This window comes from Gemmatimonadaceae bacterium, from assembly GCA_036496605.1.
GTDB lineage: Bacteria > Gemmatimonadota > Gemmatimonadetes > Gemmatimonadales > Gemmatimonadaceae > AG2.
Genome location: DASXKV010000044.1, coordinates 28,530 through 43,715, shown reverse-complemented (window position 1 = coordinate 43,715; position 15,186 = coordinate 28,530). Strand labels below are relative to the sequence as shown.

At 63.2% G+C, this 15,186-nt stretch carries 14 protein-coding genes and 1 tRNA gene; 3 read left to right on the top strand and 12 right to left on the bottom strand.

Annotated features, from left to right (window positions below; all coding sequences use genetic code 11):
• Window positions 1-60 precede the first annotated feature (60 nt).
• Both VGH98_17265 and VGH98_17260 read left to right on the top strand, forming a co-directional pair.
• Window positions 61-399, top strand: a complete 339-nt coding sequence (locus tag VGH98_17265; GenBank protein ID HEY2377726.1) for a hypothetical protein — start codon at window positions 61-63, stop codon at window positions 397-399.
• Between the two features lie 157 nt (window positions 400-556).
• Window positions 557-979, top strand: coding sequence for a hypothetical protein (locus VGH98_17260; protein ID HEY2377725.1), 423 nt, complete (start codon window positions 557-559; stop codon window positions 977-979).
• A 7-nt stretch (window positions 980-986) separates the two neighbouring features.
• Here the strand turns inward: VGH98_17260 and VGH98_17255 are convergent, their stop codons facing one another.
• Together VGH98_17255 and VGH98_17250 are read right to left on the bottom strand one after the other, a co-directional pair.
• Window positions 987-1,490: a hypothetical protein gene (locus tag VGH98_17255; GenBank protein ID HEY2377724.1), complete on the bottom strand. Its 504-nt coding sequence runs from the start codon at window positions 1,488-1,490 to the stop codon at window positions 987-989.
• Window positions 1,491-2,510: 1,020 nt separating this feature from the next.
• Window positions 2,511-2,583 (bottom strand) — tRNA-Ala (locus VGH98_17250).
• A gap of 52 nt (window positions 2,584-2,635) precedes the next feature.
• Between VGH98_17250 and trxA the strand changes: the two genes are divergently transcribed.
• A complete protein-coding gene (gene trxA / locus VGH98_17245) occupies window positions 2,636-3,094 on the top strand; it encodes a thioredoxin (protein ID HEY2377723.1) in 459 nt (152 codons plus the stop codon).
• Window positions 3,095-3,216: 122 nt separating this feature from the next.
• On the opposite strand, the gene VGH98_17240 is transcribed toward trxA, so the two are convergent.
• From VGH98_17240 to VGH98_17195, 10 genes are all read right to left on the bottom strand, one after another.
• Complete coding sequence (locus VGH98_17240) at window positions 3,217-4,548, bottom strand: hypothetical protein (GenBank protein ID HEY2377722.1); 1,332 nt, start codon at window positions 4,546-4,548, stop codon at window positions 3,217-3,219.
• Window positions 4,545-5,381, bottom strand: coding sequence for a cytochrome c (locus VGH98_17235; GenBank protein ID HEY2377721.1), 837 nt, complete (start codon window positions 5,379-5,381; stop codon window positions 4,545-4,547). The genes VGH98_17240 and VGH98_17235 overlap by 4 nt, the downstream gene beginning before the upstream one ends.
• Window positions 5,371-5,871: a DUF3341 domain-containing protein gene (locus VGH98_17230; protein HEY2377720.1), complete on the bottom strand. Its 501-nt coding sequence runs from the start codon at window positions 5,869-5,871 to the stop codon at window positions 5,371-5,373. The genes VGH98_17235 and VGH98_17230 overlap by 11 nt, the downstream gene beginning before the upstream one ends.
• A complete protein-coding gene (gene nrfD, locus VGH98_17225) occupies window positions 5,871-7,358 on the bottom strand; it encodes an NrfD/PsrC family molybdoenzyme membrane anchor subunit (protein ID HEY2377719.1) in 1,488 nt (495 codons plus the stop codon). The genes VGH98_17230 and nrfD overlap by 1 nt, the downstream gene beginning before the upstream one ends.
• Window positions 7,359-7,369: 11 nt before the next feature.
• Window positions 7,370-10,489, bottom strand: coding sequence for a 4Fe-4S dicluster domain-containing protein (locus VGH98_17220; protein ID HEY2377718.1), 3,120 nt, complete (start codon window positions 10,487-10,489; stop codon window positions 7,370-7,372).
• Window positions 10,489-11,241: a cytochrome c3 family protein gene (locus VGH98_17215; GenBank protein HEY2377717.1), complete on the bottom strand. Its 753-nt coding sequence runs from the start codon at window positions 11,239-11,241 to the stop codon at window positions 10,489-10,491. The genes VGH98_17220 and VGH98_17215 overlap by 1 nt, the downstream gene beginning before the upstream one ends.
• 172 nt (window positions 11,242-11,413) lie before the next feature.
• Window positions 11,414-12,172 (bottom strand): hypothetical protein, encoded by a 759-nt coding sequence (locus tag VGH98_17210; protein ID HEY2377716.1) that lies wholly within the window; start codon window positions 12,170-12,172, stop codon window positions 11,414-11,416.
• On the bottom strand, window positions 12,169-13,050 hold the full coding sequence (locus tag VGH98_17205) for an amidohydrolase family protein (GenBank protein ID HEY2377715.1): 882 nt from the start codon (window positions 13,048-13,050) through the stop codon (window positions 12,169-12,171). The genes VGH98_17210 and VGH98_17205 overlap by 4 nt, the downstream gene beginning before the upstream one ends.
• Window positions 13,047-14,417, bottom strand: coding sequence for an aminotransferase class III-fold pyridoxal phosphate-dependent enzyme (locus tag VGH98_17200; protein ID HEY2377714.1), 1,371 nt, complete (start codon window positions 14,415-14,417; stop codon window positions 13,047-13,049). The genes VGH98_17205 and VGH98_17200 overlap by 4 nt, the downstream gene beginning before the upstream one ends.
• A gap of 31 nt (window positions 14,418-14,448) precedes the next feature.
• Window positions 14,449-15,186, bottom strand: a complete 738-nt coding sequence (locus VGH98_17195; GenBank protein HEY2377713.1) for a TrmH family RNA methyltransferase — start codon at window positions 15,184-15,186, stop codon at window positions 14,449-14,451.

Below are 15,186 nucleotides of genomic sequence, written 5' to 3'. Positions count from 1 at the left end.
TCCCCGCGTTCGCTACCGCCGGCACCGAATCTTCCAACAGCCGACGCGGGTTGCTGGCCGATGTCTCATTCCGAGCTGGAGCACTTTCCGTTTGATGACCGCGAGAAGAGCGAAGGCACCATCCGGCCTTCGGGGGCCTCGCGCGCGCCATCACCCAACGAAAGCGCTCCACCGTCTTCACGCGATGCGAAGATCTTTCGCGACGAGGCCGGCGTTACCTGGTGGGTGCACGAGGTAAACGGGGAGTTCCTCGGTACCGTCGGCGCAACGTGTCTGCTCGTCGTCTCTGCCAACGAGCTGCGTCGCGTATGGAAATACCCGGCGGACTGGCGCGCGCTCTCGGCAAACGAACTACTCGGGCTGCCGCATCAGACGCCGCGCGCCAACTCCCCGAAATAAGCCCCCGAGGCCGTCCACGTTCGTGTTTTCCGGAACCTTACGAGGCCGATGCGGGATTTGCCAATGAACGGATCGTTATGGCATCGGCACAGCGACTGGCGTTAGGCTCTCTCCTGGGCCATCTTACCCACCCGTCCACTCGCCCCGGAGGCACCTTATGCGCAGGCTCATCGGCACGGCTCTTCTCGTCATGCTCGCCGCCTGCGGTGGCGACTCCACCGGTCCCAAAGCCGATATTACCGGCAACTACACGCTGCGCACGGTGAACGGCAGCGCAGTGCCGGCGGTGGTCTTCCAGGATGCTTCGGAGAAGGACGAGCTCACGGGCGGGAACATCAGCCTCGGTGCAAACAACACGTGGACTGGTCTGCTGTCGGCGCGCGTCACGGACCTCACTACTAGCGAGGTATTCACGGGCAGCGCTCCTGCGAGCGGCAGTTACACGAACAGCGGCGGTTCTATCACGCTCACCGTCGCACAGGATGGTTCGCAGCTCATCGGCAGTGTCGCCAGCGGAACTTTGACGCTCAGCGGCGACATAGGCGTCGGCAGCGCCGTGACTATGGTCTTCCAGCGCTAGCTGTGAGTCAGCCTTCGCAACGGACGTTTCTGATCTGATAGGTGGCGTTGAAGGGTGGGAACGTGAAGGTGTAAACGATGTCCGCGAGGACGTTGTCCTGACTTCCGTTGCTGATGATGCGTTCGTGCACAGTCACGTCACCCGAGCCATTTGACGGAATGAACACGGCCGACTCATCCTCGTTCATGACCTGGATAATCTGATACTTCGTCCCGGACACGAGACCGACGCCACTCACACCCTGGGTGTTGAAGTGGTAGTTCAGTGTCGCGCCGTCGGCGTCTTGCTCGAGGGTCGAAACGATATGGCTCGATCCGTCGAACGCGATCGTTTCGCCGGTACACGGAGAATCGATCGTTCCGGTGATCTCGAGCTTAACGTTCTGTCGAATCAGTTGGTCGTCGTTGTTCGAGAGGACGGGGACCGCTGGCCGCTGCGGCTGAAATGGAGTCACCGGTTGCTCGCAGGCAGCAAGCGCGAGAAGTGCGATGAGAACGATCGTTCGCGTCATGATGATTTCCTCTGAGCGAAGTTGGTCCTTCGGGCGCACGTACTGTGCCGCCGAAGGTCGCCCTGATGGGCTCGACCGGAGACAATCGACCCCGGCAGCCCGTGCGAAGCACATTGATCCACGGCGATTTTCGAATAGGATGGAGAAATGAAGGTGAGGCGTCGGCCGTTCAGGCCATGAATGGAGATTAGCGTTTACCAACGGACTGATTCCCGATGCTCGGTCTCACACCGCTACAACGAACCCTGATAGAGCGTCTCAGCTTTGTGGGAATGGAGGATTTCGCCGATCGCGCGATGCTAGCGTGGGGAGAAAGCCGCCCGTACCCGTGCGCGTTGACGCCGGCAGAGCGGGCAACAATGGAAGGCGCTCAGCTCTGTGAGGAGTTCAAGCAAGCCGACCAACAGGCGAGAGCAGCCTGGGCGGAGCTGACCGCGCTGCCATCTCGCGCGCAAACGCCGCGCGATCAGAGGGCGAGCTAGTGCCAACTCGGTGCCCAGCCTAACGATCACAGCGCAACAAATAGGTGTGATCTCGAGCACAAAGCCCGACCACCGTGGCGAGGCGCCTAAGCGCTGGCACGGAGAGGGTGCCAAACGTCATTCTCGATTTGTATGTCACCCCGTTCATCCATTACAGCCCGAGCCGCCGCCGGAGTGCCACTTCGGTTCATCACAGAATTTCGGGAAAGCGCGTGAGCTTGAGGCTCGAGAAGTGAGTGGTGAGATCCGGCCTATTCCGTGAGGCGTTGCGGGCATCGCACTCACGACGGCGAGCCCAGCTCCGAGCAACGAGAGGTCAGCGACGAGTTTCGAGATCGAGCTTCAGATGTGAGATGGCTCGCGGCTCAGCTCAATCTCGCAGCTCGTTGCTGCCTTCTCGCGGCTCGGAGCTGGGCTCGCCGTATCGGGTGAGATGGGTGCAGGCCACATCGAAAAAGGCCGGATCTCATTACTCACGTCTCGCTTCTGGATCTCGGCTCACCGCGGGAGATGACACACGAGGCCTTTCTGTTGCGAGTGGAGCGTACCGGGATCGAACCGGTGACCTCCTGGTTGCAAACCAGGCGCTCTCCCAGCTGAGCTAACGCCCCAATTCCGTTCGATTACGTTGCACAAATATAGTAACCGTCATCGGAGGAACGCATGCCGGACACGGAGACCGCCACGCCCACCAAGCACCTGACGCTGCGCTGCCAGTTCTGTGAGACGTGGAATCGCATCGACGCCACCCGTGCGGCGGACCGGCCCAAGTGCGGCAAATGCGGCAGGCCGATGCTCCTCGATCGACCCTTTCCGCTGAACGACGAGACCTTTGCCCGCACCCTCGAGGGCGCCGAGGTTCCCGTGCTCGTCGACTTCTATGCCGACTGGTGCGGCCCGTGCAAGATCATGGCGCCTTACGTCGACGACTTGGCCGCGAGCTACCAGGGGCGTGCTCTCGTCGCGAAGCTCGACACGGACCGTGCTCAGCAGACTGCGGCGGGCTTCAATATTCGCGGCATTCCGACGACGATCGTCTTCAAGGACGGACGCGAGGTCGCACGGCACACAGGTGCCGTCCCGAAGCCGATGCTCGCGAAGATGATCGACGGAGCGCTGTGATCGGTGGCCGGTTGTCGGTAGCTGGTTGTCGGTAGCTGGTTGCTCGTCGTTGGCAGCTGATTACGAAATACCAATCACCAACCACCAAGCACCAATCACGCCCCAAGCACCACCACCCACGATCACTCGTGCGCGGGGAGCGGCTCCATCGTCTCCGGATTCACGGGGACCTGCACTTCGTCGCGATACGGCGACGTCATGAGCGTCACGCGCATGCGGGGGAATGCATCCATGAATGCGCAGTAGACGGTACCCCAGAGACCGACATACAACAGCAGCACGCCGATTTCCCAGAATCCGAAGGGCGCATGCGTCGGCGTCGTGCCGTACTTCGAGGGGTATACCTCGATGTACCGCATCATCCACATGCCAACGAGACTGCATAACGCGAAGAGCAGGAAGGTCGGCCTGAACACCTTCGCGGCGCGCGACAGGAAACCGAAGAACGGAAAAACGAAGACCAGAATGACCGATGTCACCGTGATCCACACCCACGGCGGAACGAGACGGAGATGCATGAAGAACGTCTCTTCGCCCACGTTGCCGTACCAGATGACGAGATACTGACCAAAGGTCAGGTATCCCCAGAACGCCGTGAACGCGAAGATCAGCTTACCGATATCGTGAAAATGCCGCTCCTCGATCAATCCGTCGGCCGTGTTGAGGAAGTTATTCCACCAGAGCACGAGCACGGCGAAGAGTGAGAGCGCGCACAGCCAGGCGCCCATGAAGAACCACCAGCTGTAGAGCGTGCTCTGGAAGTGGAGTGAGAGTCCCATCGAGAGATCCCACGAGAGCACCGACCAGCCAAATGCGAAGAGCAGTACCATCCACACGGCGAGCTTTCCCTGCAGCGAGTGCGTCGAGTGGATCTCGCGACGCTCTTCGCCGTAGCCGTCGCGCATGCGCGCGCGCCAGCCGCGCGCCCAGGGCGCGCCCCACTCGGGCACGCGACCGACATCGAGTCGAAGCGACATGTAGACGTACCACCAGCCGAGCACCGTCATCAGACCGAAGATGACGATGTCACGAATGGAGAGGAACGCCGGATTGAAGTACGTCGCCTTCTCCGGAACGGGATACGCCTCGTGCGTCCATGGAAAGACGTGATTCTTGCCGACGAACAGCGTGAGGAGCAGAAAGACGAACGCGACCGGCAGGAAGGCGACGTAGCCCTCCATGAATCGAATTACCGCCCGCGACCAACGGGCCGTCGTTATGCGCTGGACGGCGACGAAAACGATTCCGGCCTGGGAGAGTCCGGCGAAGAAGAGCCAATTGGCGTGGAATGCGCTCCACGCGCGGTCGGGATTGACGATCGCACCGGCGATGAAGACGATTGCGCCGATGATCGCGACCACGAGAAAGGTCGTCTTGAGCGCGGCCGGAATCGGCTTGCCCGTCGCGAGGAGAACTTCCTCACGCGTTGGAACACGAGGCGGATGCAGGGTCACGGTCGTCGTCTCGTTGAATCGGCAGCTCTCCCGGCACGCATCGTGTCGCGCGGCGTCGCCGGAGTAGCAGCGCCTGGAGCGACGTTAGGCGCTGGAGCCGCGGTCGCCGGCGCGCCAGGCTGTGTCCCCGCCTGCGGATATATCATGTGGTAGTACGGCGCGGGGCGCGTCGGCGCCGAGATCGAAGGTCCTGGCACTGTTGTCCCATTCTCGCCAGGGAAACCATGCGTCGTGTCCGGCACCGCGCCGAACCTTCCTTGCAGCGAGCGTACATAATTCACGATGTCCCACCGATCCGGCTCTTCGATGCGGTTGTACGTCGGCATCAGACCGCGCCCGTTGCGAATCATGCCGAAGATGTAGCCGTCGGTCCGATTCCTCGTGACGTCGAGGGTGAGGTTGATGCCCGCCATCCCGTACTTCGTGGCCGGGCCGTCGCCGTGGGCGAGCGGTCCGTGGCAGACGGCGCAGTTGATCTGGAAGTTGATGCGGCCGTTGCGGAGCGAGCGCGCGTCGGGCGCCACCGGATTCGGGATCGACGACATCGAATCGATGACGTTAGGCAACTGGGCTCGCCCATACTCGTAGCCCGGAGCCGCGGTTCCGTACATTGGAACGGAGGTCTGCGGATTCCCGCGCGGCGGTATCGTGTCGGCGAGGCTTTCCCACGGATCGATCTTCGGCTGCTGCTTGAAGTCGGTGAACCAGGAACAACCACTGGCCCCCAGCAGGACCGCCGCGAGAACGGTCGTTGGTGCCCGGTGTTTGATGATTGGTGAAATGAAACGAGCAAACACCAACAACCAGGAACCCATCACCGCGTTATCGCTCACTCCGCACCTCCCGCGCACCATGGCGACGGAGCACGTCCATGGCCTCGTCAGCGCGATCGGCGCTGGTCTCGACCCAGACGCCGAAGTCGCCGCCGCTGAAGCGCGGATCGTAACCGACGGTAGTCGTCAGGCGCGGCATCCCCGACAAGCCGAACATCGCGTAGACTGTGGCCAGACCGCCGATGAGGACCATCACCTCGAAACCGAAAATGGTGAACGGGACCCACGTGGCAATTGCCTTCCCCCCGACAACGATTGGCCAGTAATCGGAGATCCATACCGCGATCCAATAGCCGAACGTCACACCCGCGAGACCGAAGATCAGCGTGAACACCCGGACCGCGCTCGGCCCCTTGTCGAGCACGTGCTCGAATTCGTGGCGCGGCGTTGGCGTGTAAACAGTGATCTCCTTGAATCGGTGCTTGCCCAAGTCCTCGATTGCGTGCACCGCCGAGTCCAGCTCGTGAAAGGCACCCAGTACGCCTCGCATCAGAATGCGTCTCCCTCGGGTGGCTCGTTATGCACCGGATTGGGCAGCGCGGCGAAGTCGGGGTGATGCGAATGCGTGCCGAACATCTGCTTCATTCTCGGCGGAACCACTTCCTTCAACTCCGAGATCGCCATCACGGGAAGCTGCTTGATGAAGAGCAGGAACCACATGAAGAACCAGCCGAAGCTGCCGAGCAGAATGCAGTAGTCGACCCAGCTCGGCGCGTACGTGCCCCATTGCCAAGGTTCGAATTCGTGGGAGAGCGACGGAACCACGATGACAAAACGCTCGAACCACATGCCGAGGTTGATCGTCAACGAGAGCATCCAGAGCCATGTCGTGTTCCGTCGCAGCTTCTGCGAGAAGAGCGACAGGGGCAGCACGCAGTTGCAGATCAGCATGATCCACGCTGCCCACGACCACTGACCGAACACGCGGTTCCAGAAGTAGTCCTGTTCGTACGTGTTGCCGCTCATCCACGCGACCTGGAACTCGGTCAGATACGCGAGGCCAACGACCATCGACGTGAAGAGACACATCTTCGCCGCGGCGTCGAGATCGTTGAGCGTGACGTAATGTTGCAGCTTGAAGTACTTCCGGATCGGGATGATGATCGTGAAGACCATGCCCAATCCCGAGAAGATGGCGCCGGCGACGAAGTAGGGCGGAAAGATCGTCGCGTGCCATCCGGGCGCGAGCGCCATCGCGAAGTCGAAGGACACGACGGAGTGCACCGACAGCACGAGCGGCGTCGAGAGGGCGGCGAGGAAGAGATACGCCCGAGCGAAATGCCGCCACTCACGATCCGAGTTGCGCCACCCGAGTGCAAGGTTCGCGTAGATCTGTCGCCGAACCGGATTGCTTTCCTTGTCGCGGAGCGCGGCGATGTCTGGAATGAGCCCGATGTACAGAAACGTGCTCGAGATCGTGAGGTACGTGAGGATCGCGAAGACGTCCCACACGAGCGGACTCTTTGGATTCGGCCAGATGAGCCGCCAGTTCGGATACGGAATGAGATAGAAGAACTTCCACGGGCGGCCGAGGTGCAGAATCGGGAACAGACCAGCCGTCATGACGGCGAACACGGTCATAGCTTCCGACGCGCGATAGATGCTCGTCCGGAATCCGGCGCGGAACAGATACAGAATCGCGGAGATCAGCGTTCCGGCGTGCCCGATACCGACCCAGAAGACGAAGGTGACGATGTACACGCCCCACATCACGGGGGGCTGGTAGCCCGCGGCGCCGAGGCCCTCGTAGATCTGGTACATCCAGGTCGAGGCGCCGATGAGCATGCACAGAATCGCAACGCACAGGAGCGCGAACCAGCCTAACGACGGATGCAGCGTTGCGGCGATCTCGCGATCGACCTGCTCATAGCTCTTGACCGCGGGGAGTCGTACGTCCGCGCTCGCGATGTTGGGCCGGTGGCCTCGGCGACTCGGATCGTCGGGGTACGCGGGGACCGGCGCTGAGGTTGCCGCCATTGTGATTCTCCTCAGCGCGTCGCGGGCGGCGACGGTTGCGCCGTCGGCCCCGCGATATGAGTGACTTTCTTCAAGTAGACCACAGCCGTGAAGGTGTTGAGCTCCTCGAACACGTGGTACGCGCGGCGATCCTGCGCGAGCTGTGCCACCGTCCATTGCGGATCGGCGGCGTCACCGAAGGTGATCGCGCGCGACGGACACGCGGCCGCGCAGGCGGTCGTGAACTCGTCAGGCACGAGCTCGCGATGCTCGAGCGCGGCGCGGTTCTCGGCCTCGCGAATGCGCTGCACGCAGAACGAGCACTTCTCCATCACGCCCTTGCCGCGGACCGTGACATCCGGATTCAACTGCCAGTTGAGCGGCTCGGGGAACGCGAACTGCTTGCGATCGGGCTCGCCGTAACCAAACCAGTTGAAGTATCGAACCTTGTACGGACAGTTGTTCGAGCAATAGCGCGTGCCGACGCAGCGATTGTAGACCTGGACGTTCAGCCCGTCCGGCGAGTGATACGTCGCGTAGACCGGGCAGACGGGCTCGCACGGCGCGTTACCACAATGCTGACACATCATCGGCACGAAGCGCGTCTCGAACTCCTCGCCAAATCGCCCGTCGGGATTGCCCTCGAAGTAGCGCTCGAGGCGAATCCAGGCCATCTCGCGCCCACGCGTAATGTTGAATCCAGGAGTCGGGCTCGCGAAGAGCGTCGCGTTCTGCCAGGGCGCACCGACCGTCGGGATGTTGTTTTCGGCGTAGCACGCCGTCACGCACGCCGAGCAACCGGTGCACCGCGCGAGATCGACCGTCATCGCCCAACGACGCGACGCCATGTGCGTCGGGTGCGTGGGATCGTACAAGCCCTTGTTCTTTCCCTGATTCGGATCCGTCGGCGCACCGAGAATGCCTTGCGCGTCGGCGGCGACCGGTGAGCGCAGTCCCGGAAGGAATGCGTGGCTCGCGTCGCCCTCGATCGCTTCCTCTTTCTCCCCGGGCTCGCGAATCCCGCGCGCAAGGTCCTCGGCGTTGACCGCCTGCGCGATGCCACGGCCGTGTTGTCGCGCCGAACCTTCGGTGCTCGCGAGTTTCACCTGATCACCGACGCGCGAGATCGTGACTTTCGTCGCCGTGAGAGTCAGGCCGCCGGCACCGTTGGTACCCGCCGGCAACAGATCGAGCGCATTGACGCCAAGGTCACGCGCATAACGACCGTAGCCCCATTGCAGCGGATTCTCGCTTCGATGTTTGTTGTCGTACATCGGGAGCGACGTCGCGGCGCGATGACCGTAGCCGGTGGCAATCGCGACGACATCCGGCCGAACGCCGAGGTATGGCACGGCCGGCGCCCGCACGGTCCCACTGCCAGCGCGGATCTCGACGATGTCGCCGCGGTCGATTCCGAGCCGCGCCGCCGTCTCCGGATGGAGCTCGACCCACGAACCCCAGGTGATCTTCGTGACGGGGTCAGGAAGCTCGACGAGCCATGGTTTGTTCGTGCCGCGACCGTGGCCGAGCGCCGGCGACGGATACACGACGAGGAAATAATCCCCCGTGGTCGTGGAGAGCGTCGGCACGCGCCGCGGAGTCACGGTGGTCGCTGCCGCTGGCCGCGGAGCAAGGTTGCCAGCCATGACGCCGCGAGTGAGTGCGGCCGTCACGGCCTGCTCGCCGCCGGGAAGTCGTCCGAACAACCAGGACCGATAGTCCTTCATCGTTAGGCGAGGCGCCGCCGCCTGATCCTTCTTCGCGAGTGCAATGAGCACGTCACCGGTCGCCCGGGTGTTCGCGAAGACCGGATCCATCGTCGGCTGCTGGAGGCCGATCGTGGCGCGCACCGGCTGCGCGTCGCCCCAGGACTCGAGCGAATGGAAATCCGGGAGCACGACGTCGCACAGCTCGGTGGTTTCGTCTGGGTAGCTCGAGAAGCTGACCCTGAACGGCACCTTGCCGAAGGCATCCGCGAAATTGAGCGACTTTGGAAGTCCGTGCGCCGGGTTCACGCCACGAACGAAGACGATTGGCACCTGGCCGGCACGCATGCGCTCGACCGCATCGAGCAATTCGGCGGGTGTCGCCATCCCATCGAAGGCGACGATGGGATCGGCCGCGCGAATCGTCGTCCCGACATTGCCGAGCGATTGATTGAGCGCGGCGACGGTTGCCGCGACGTCGCCCGCATTGTCGGTAGTGACCCCGGAGAGCACGATGCTCGGCTTGGCCGACGTCAGCTCCGTGCGAAGCTGTTCGAGAACCGCGGGAGCGACGCCGGTCTGATCCTGCGGCGGTGCTGCGCCGCGGTCGGCGAGGAAGTTCACGATCGCGAGCTCGGCGCCCGGTGCGCACGGAATCCACTGATCGGCATTGAGACCGGTGAGCGAGCGGCGGGGTCCAACGTAGACGAAGCGCGGCGCGTTCTCGAGCTTCGCGCGTGCGTCGGCGAAGTCGAGTTGCTGCGGCACGGAAGCACCCCAGCCCTCGAGAAAGTCGGCGCCGATGGAGAGGATGAACTTCGCGTCGGCGAAATTCAGTCGCGGCCAGGCGATGTTGTATGCGCGATGATTCGCGTCTATCGCCGCGTGATCAGCCTCGAGGTCGATGCTGAGATGCGGCCGCATGCCGTACGCGGCCAACCACTGATCGAGAAATGCCGGGAAGCTCCCCGTCTCGTGCTGATTGATGAAGACGGCATTGGCCGCTGCGCCTCGTGCACTCGTTAGGTGTTGCGAAACGAGATTGAGGGCATCCTCCCATTGCGCGGGCTTCCACGTATTCCCCTGCTTGATCATCGGACCGCGGAAACGGTCCGGATTGTACAGGCCCTGCAGCGCCGCCTGGCCACGTGCGCACAATCCACCGCGATTCAGCGGATGCTCCGGATTCCCCTCGAGCTTGATCGCGCGTCCGTCACGCGTCTCGGCGATGACGCCACACGCCGCCGAGCACTCACGGCAGGTCGTGGCGTAGTATGTCGAGACGCCCGGAACGGTGTCGTCAGGCGAGACGACATAGGGAATGAGCTTTCCAACGTCTTCTGGGGCGCAGCCGACGGCAGCGGCGACGGCCCCGCTCGCCCCGAGGACCTTGAGAAACTCGCGGCGGCGAACGCCGGCGGTTTTGGAGTTGTCGGCGTCCGGCATCAGTAGTGGCAGTTCGCGCAATCGTATCGGGCGATCTTGCGGCCGGCGGCGTTCGTCGCCGGTTGGCGTCCCACACCGACGGCTTGGAACGGGGACGCCGGTTGTTGAGCATTTGCTGATGGCGCAGTCGTCGCTGTTGCGGGCTGCTGCGGCGCACCGGCAGGCGTCACGACGTTACTGTCGGCCGGCGCGTACCCGGCCGCAACGCGGCCTTCCTCTGGCGAGTAGCCGTTCACGTGACAGCTCACGCACCATCCCATGTTGAGGGAGGAGTACTGAAAGACTCGCGTCATGCCCTGGATCTGGCCATGACAGGTCTGGCAGGTGACGCCGGCGTTGACGTGACGCATGTGCGGGAAGTGCACGTACTCGGGCACCTTGTGGATGCGCTTCCACGGGATCGGTACGCCTGCACCACCCTTGTAGTAGTTCACGAGCTTCTCGATCTCGGTGCTCTTGTACGCCGGGTGAACGCCGGCGATCGCGGGTCGCTGCGCGCCGATGATCAGGTGACAGCCCATGCACGTGCTGACGGCGGGCAGTCCGGGATCAGGAGATTTGTTCGCCGTGTAGTGGCAGTAGAGGCAATTCATGCCGAGCTTCTGCACGTGCACGGTGTGCGGGAAGTTGATCGGCTGTTGCGGCTGACTGCCTTGCGATGAAGAGGCACCGCTGTACGCGGAGAGAACAACTGCAGCGGTGGCGAGGGCGATGAGCCCGGGAATCGCGGTCCACTTCCTTCGCTTCGTCATCGCGATGGAGTATCTAGCAAGTTGTCTAAAGCCAGCGGTCGTAATTTGTGAACAAATTCACAAGGCTTGACTGGCCGGGAAATCTGAACGGGCACGGATGCGTGCGCAAGTGTCGTGCGTGGAGCGCAGCACGTGACGCACAGAGCGAATGGGAATCGGTTGCGGTCCACGCTCAGGCTCCGCGCTCGACGCGTCCGAGCTGCATGTCACGTACATCGTCGGGCAACAGATCGAGATTCGCGCGCGGATTCTGCACGAGGCGAAGCGGCCACTGCGTGCCGAAGACAAAGCGGCGTGAGCCAACAGAACGGAACAGCTTCGCCAGTTGATCCTCGGGCGGGCCCCAGATCCACGAGATGTCCCACAGCACGCGCTCCTGCTCGTGCGGCGTGAGGCCCCAATGCACTTCCTCAATCATGTCGCGTCCCGCCGCCGTGATCACGAGTCGTACGCGTTCGCCCGCGCGTGCGAGCGCACGTATCGCCGCGGCGCTGAGATCCCCGGCGACGTCGAGAGCGTTGCGCTGACGGAGATCTTCGAAGCGAACCGTGAGTACCAGCGACATGCCGAGCTCACCCGTCGCGATTGCAAGCTCGCGCATCGAGGCATCGTTCGGTCCGAGTCCCCACTGCGGCGGATACGCGCGCACTGCGGGTGCGCCAGCATCGTGCGCAATGCGCAGCTCGTTCTCCCATCGCGGCCAATCCGGACGCACCGTCGGCACGGGTTGCAGTACGCGCTTGTTGGGCGCAAGGAGCGAAAGCAGCTCGCGATTTCCCGGCGTGGGATCGCGGTAGAACGCCGACGGAAGATGGCCGACCCACGCCGCCTCGATCTTCTCGCGCTCGACCACGCGAAGGAGCGCTGCCGGATCAGGGTGTGGGAGGTGGCGAAACGGATAGCTGCCGACGAACGTGTTGACGTCGATCATCTCGCGCTGAGTGTCGAGCGTTGCGCGTTGCGCGATGGCATGGCGGTTTCAGCGCGTGGAAATGAGCCCCTGGGAAAGAGGCGTACTGCGTTCCGCCACCGAATGTCGGCGAGCGCGTCGTCGCCGAGGCCGATGGCTTCGAGGGCGCGCAGCTTCGCGAGTCCGGTCTCCATCGTTAGGTCGCATCCCCACAAGAGCCGCGATGCGCCGAGCACGGTCAGGGCATCATCGAGCATCCCGCGGTCGACGCCGCTCCCCGACAGATCGGGAAAGACGTTAGGCACTTCGACGATTGCCGGAAATGTGTGCGCGTAGTCGCCGCCGCCACCGATGTGCGCGAGGATAAAATTGGCGCGCGGGTGCCGCAGCGCGAGGCGCGCGAGGTCGGCACCGTCGGAGATCTCCTGCGACGGCCACTCGCGCCGGCGATGCTGCCAGATGTGATGCAACACGGGCAAGCCGCGCTCAGCGGCAATCTCGGCGATGGGATCGAGCAAGGGGTCGTCGGCGCGACGACTCGCGAGCAGCTTGATGCCGATTGCGCCACGCGCGACGCAACGCTCGATCTCGCGTACGGCGTGATCCGTGTCGTTCGGATTGACGGTGACGTACATTCGCACGCGATTCGCCTCACGAGACGCAATCTCGAGCATGACGTCGTTGCCGACGCTCACATCCGCCGGCGAAGGAAAATAGGTCGGCGACGAAAAGCCGTAGCTGCCGAGCACCGACGCAACGTGATAGGTAATTCCGATGCGGTCACCCGCGCGAAGGCGCGCGGCGTTGACGTCGGACCAATCGCTGCGACCAGCTCCAGCGTGATAGAAGTGCGCGTGTGCATCGATGAGCGGCGCCGTGCCCGCCAACGGAGCGCTCACGCCTCGCCCTGCTCTTCTTCGAGCAATTCGACGAACGCGGCGCTCGCCGCCGATTCGATTTCTGTAATCGTCTCCTCGTCGTGCGCCATGGCGGCAAAATTGTACGCACCGCGCTTGAAGAGAACGCCATGAGTGGCAGCGATCTCGAGAAACCTCGTCTCACGGTGCCGATCCGCGAAATGCAGCAACCACATCGGATCGAGCCCCTCGACCGAAACGCCGGCAATCCCCGAGGCGATGACGGCAGCGCTCACGGCCTCGCGCATCGCATGACCGGTTGACGCAAGCGTCTCGCACACCTCGACACCCTCATGCCAGTCGAGCACGGCGCCGGCCGCGGCAAGCGCGACGCTCTCGCCAGCAAGCGTCGAAGAGATCCAGGTGCGGCGTGCCGCCTCCATGACATCGCGATGACCGACGACCGCCGCGAGTGGAAATCCGTTCGCGAGCGCCTTCCCGAAGACGGCGAGATCTGGCGTGACTCCCGACAGAGCCTGATACCCGCCTGTTCGAAGACGAAAACCAGTCTTCATCTCATCGAAGACGAGCACCGCGCCTAACGACTTGCTGAGCTCGCGCGCGGCGGCGATCCAGGCGTCCGAAGGCAGGCGCTCGATGACGGGCTCGATGACGATGGCGGCGAGCCGAGTGCCGGCGTCGCGCGCCGCGCGCTCGAGCGCAGCGATGTCGTCGAATGGTACCGAGCGAAACTGCTCGCGTACCGCCGCCGGCACACCAGCAGCGTCACTCGACCAGTCGTGCCAACCGAAGTAGCCGCTACCGACAACGACGTCACGGCCCGTGTACGTACGAGCAATGCGAATAGCCGCCGACACACCTTCCGCGCCACTCTTGAGAAACTGCACCATCTCGGCACAGGGAATTATCGCCTGCAGGCGTTCGGCGATCTCCACTTCTCGAATGCTGGACAGTCCGGCAACGTTGCCGGTGCCAACAGCCATCATCGCCGCTTCCTGAACGCGCATGTCGGCGTAGCCGAGTGCGACGGCGCCGAGCGCCATCGTGCAATCGATGTACGTCTGTCCCGATGAATCGACGAGTCGACAGCCGCTTGCGTGGACGTAGTGCGTTGGACCGACAGCGGACGCGTCGCCGTAAAGCGCCTCGAGCCGTTTACTGCCAGTGGATGCGCCGGTGGGCAGCACCGCAACGGCGCGCTCCAGCCAATTGATGTCGCTCGCGCCCTCGGGTTCGCCTTCGACTTCTTCCCCGCTCTCGTCGAACTCCGCTTCTTCGTTCACGGGCTCGCTGTCCTCGTCGGAGATCTCAGTCTCTTCGACGGACGTCTCGTCGGCGACAGGTGACTCACGCTTCTGGCTGCGATCAAAGAAGCGACGGAATGGCATGAGCGGAAAAAGGCCGCGACCGAGTGCGGAGTCAAGTCCGGCCCGTGCGCTCGAGAAAGCGCACGATCTCGATGCTCATCGCGCGCACGAGCGAAAGCTCGCGGGCATCCGGCTTGGCGCGATACAACAACGAACGCACCGAACGCATAATCAGCTCGACGTTGCGCGTTTTGAAGAATTCGATTGCGGCGAGGCCGCGCTCGATGTCAGCATAGGCGCGCTCGAACTGTTCGGCGGTCGGCGGCGGCGCGAGCTTCTTCGCCGGAGCAATCCAGCGCGTGGCGTCCCCGGCGGCGAGATGCAATTCGTAGAGACCGAGGAGCGCCGCTTGCGCCAAATTCAACGAAGCATGCTCTGTGGTTGGTATGACCACCGCCGCGTGCATGCGATCGAGAATGTCGTTCGGGAGTCCGCTATCCTCACGACCAAAGACCATCGCCACCGGTCCCTCAGCGGCGGATTCGAGCAGCTCCTCGGCGGACGCGCGCGGATCGATGAAACGCCATTTCGCGGAGCGTCGCCGCGCCGTGAAGCCCACGATGCGCACACAATCGGCGACCGCTTCGTCGAATGAATCGAAGCGCTCGATGCGTTCGATGAGATCGTTTGTGGCGTGGGCGATGCCTTCGAGTCGATACGGATCGTACTCCACGGGCCGGACGAGCCGGAGCCGGGAGACGCCCATGTTCTTCATCGCGCGAATGGTGGCGGCGATGTTGATCGGATTTTGTGGCTCGTAGAGAACGACGACCACGGCGTCGAGAAGCAC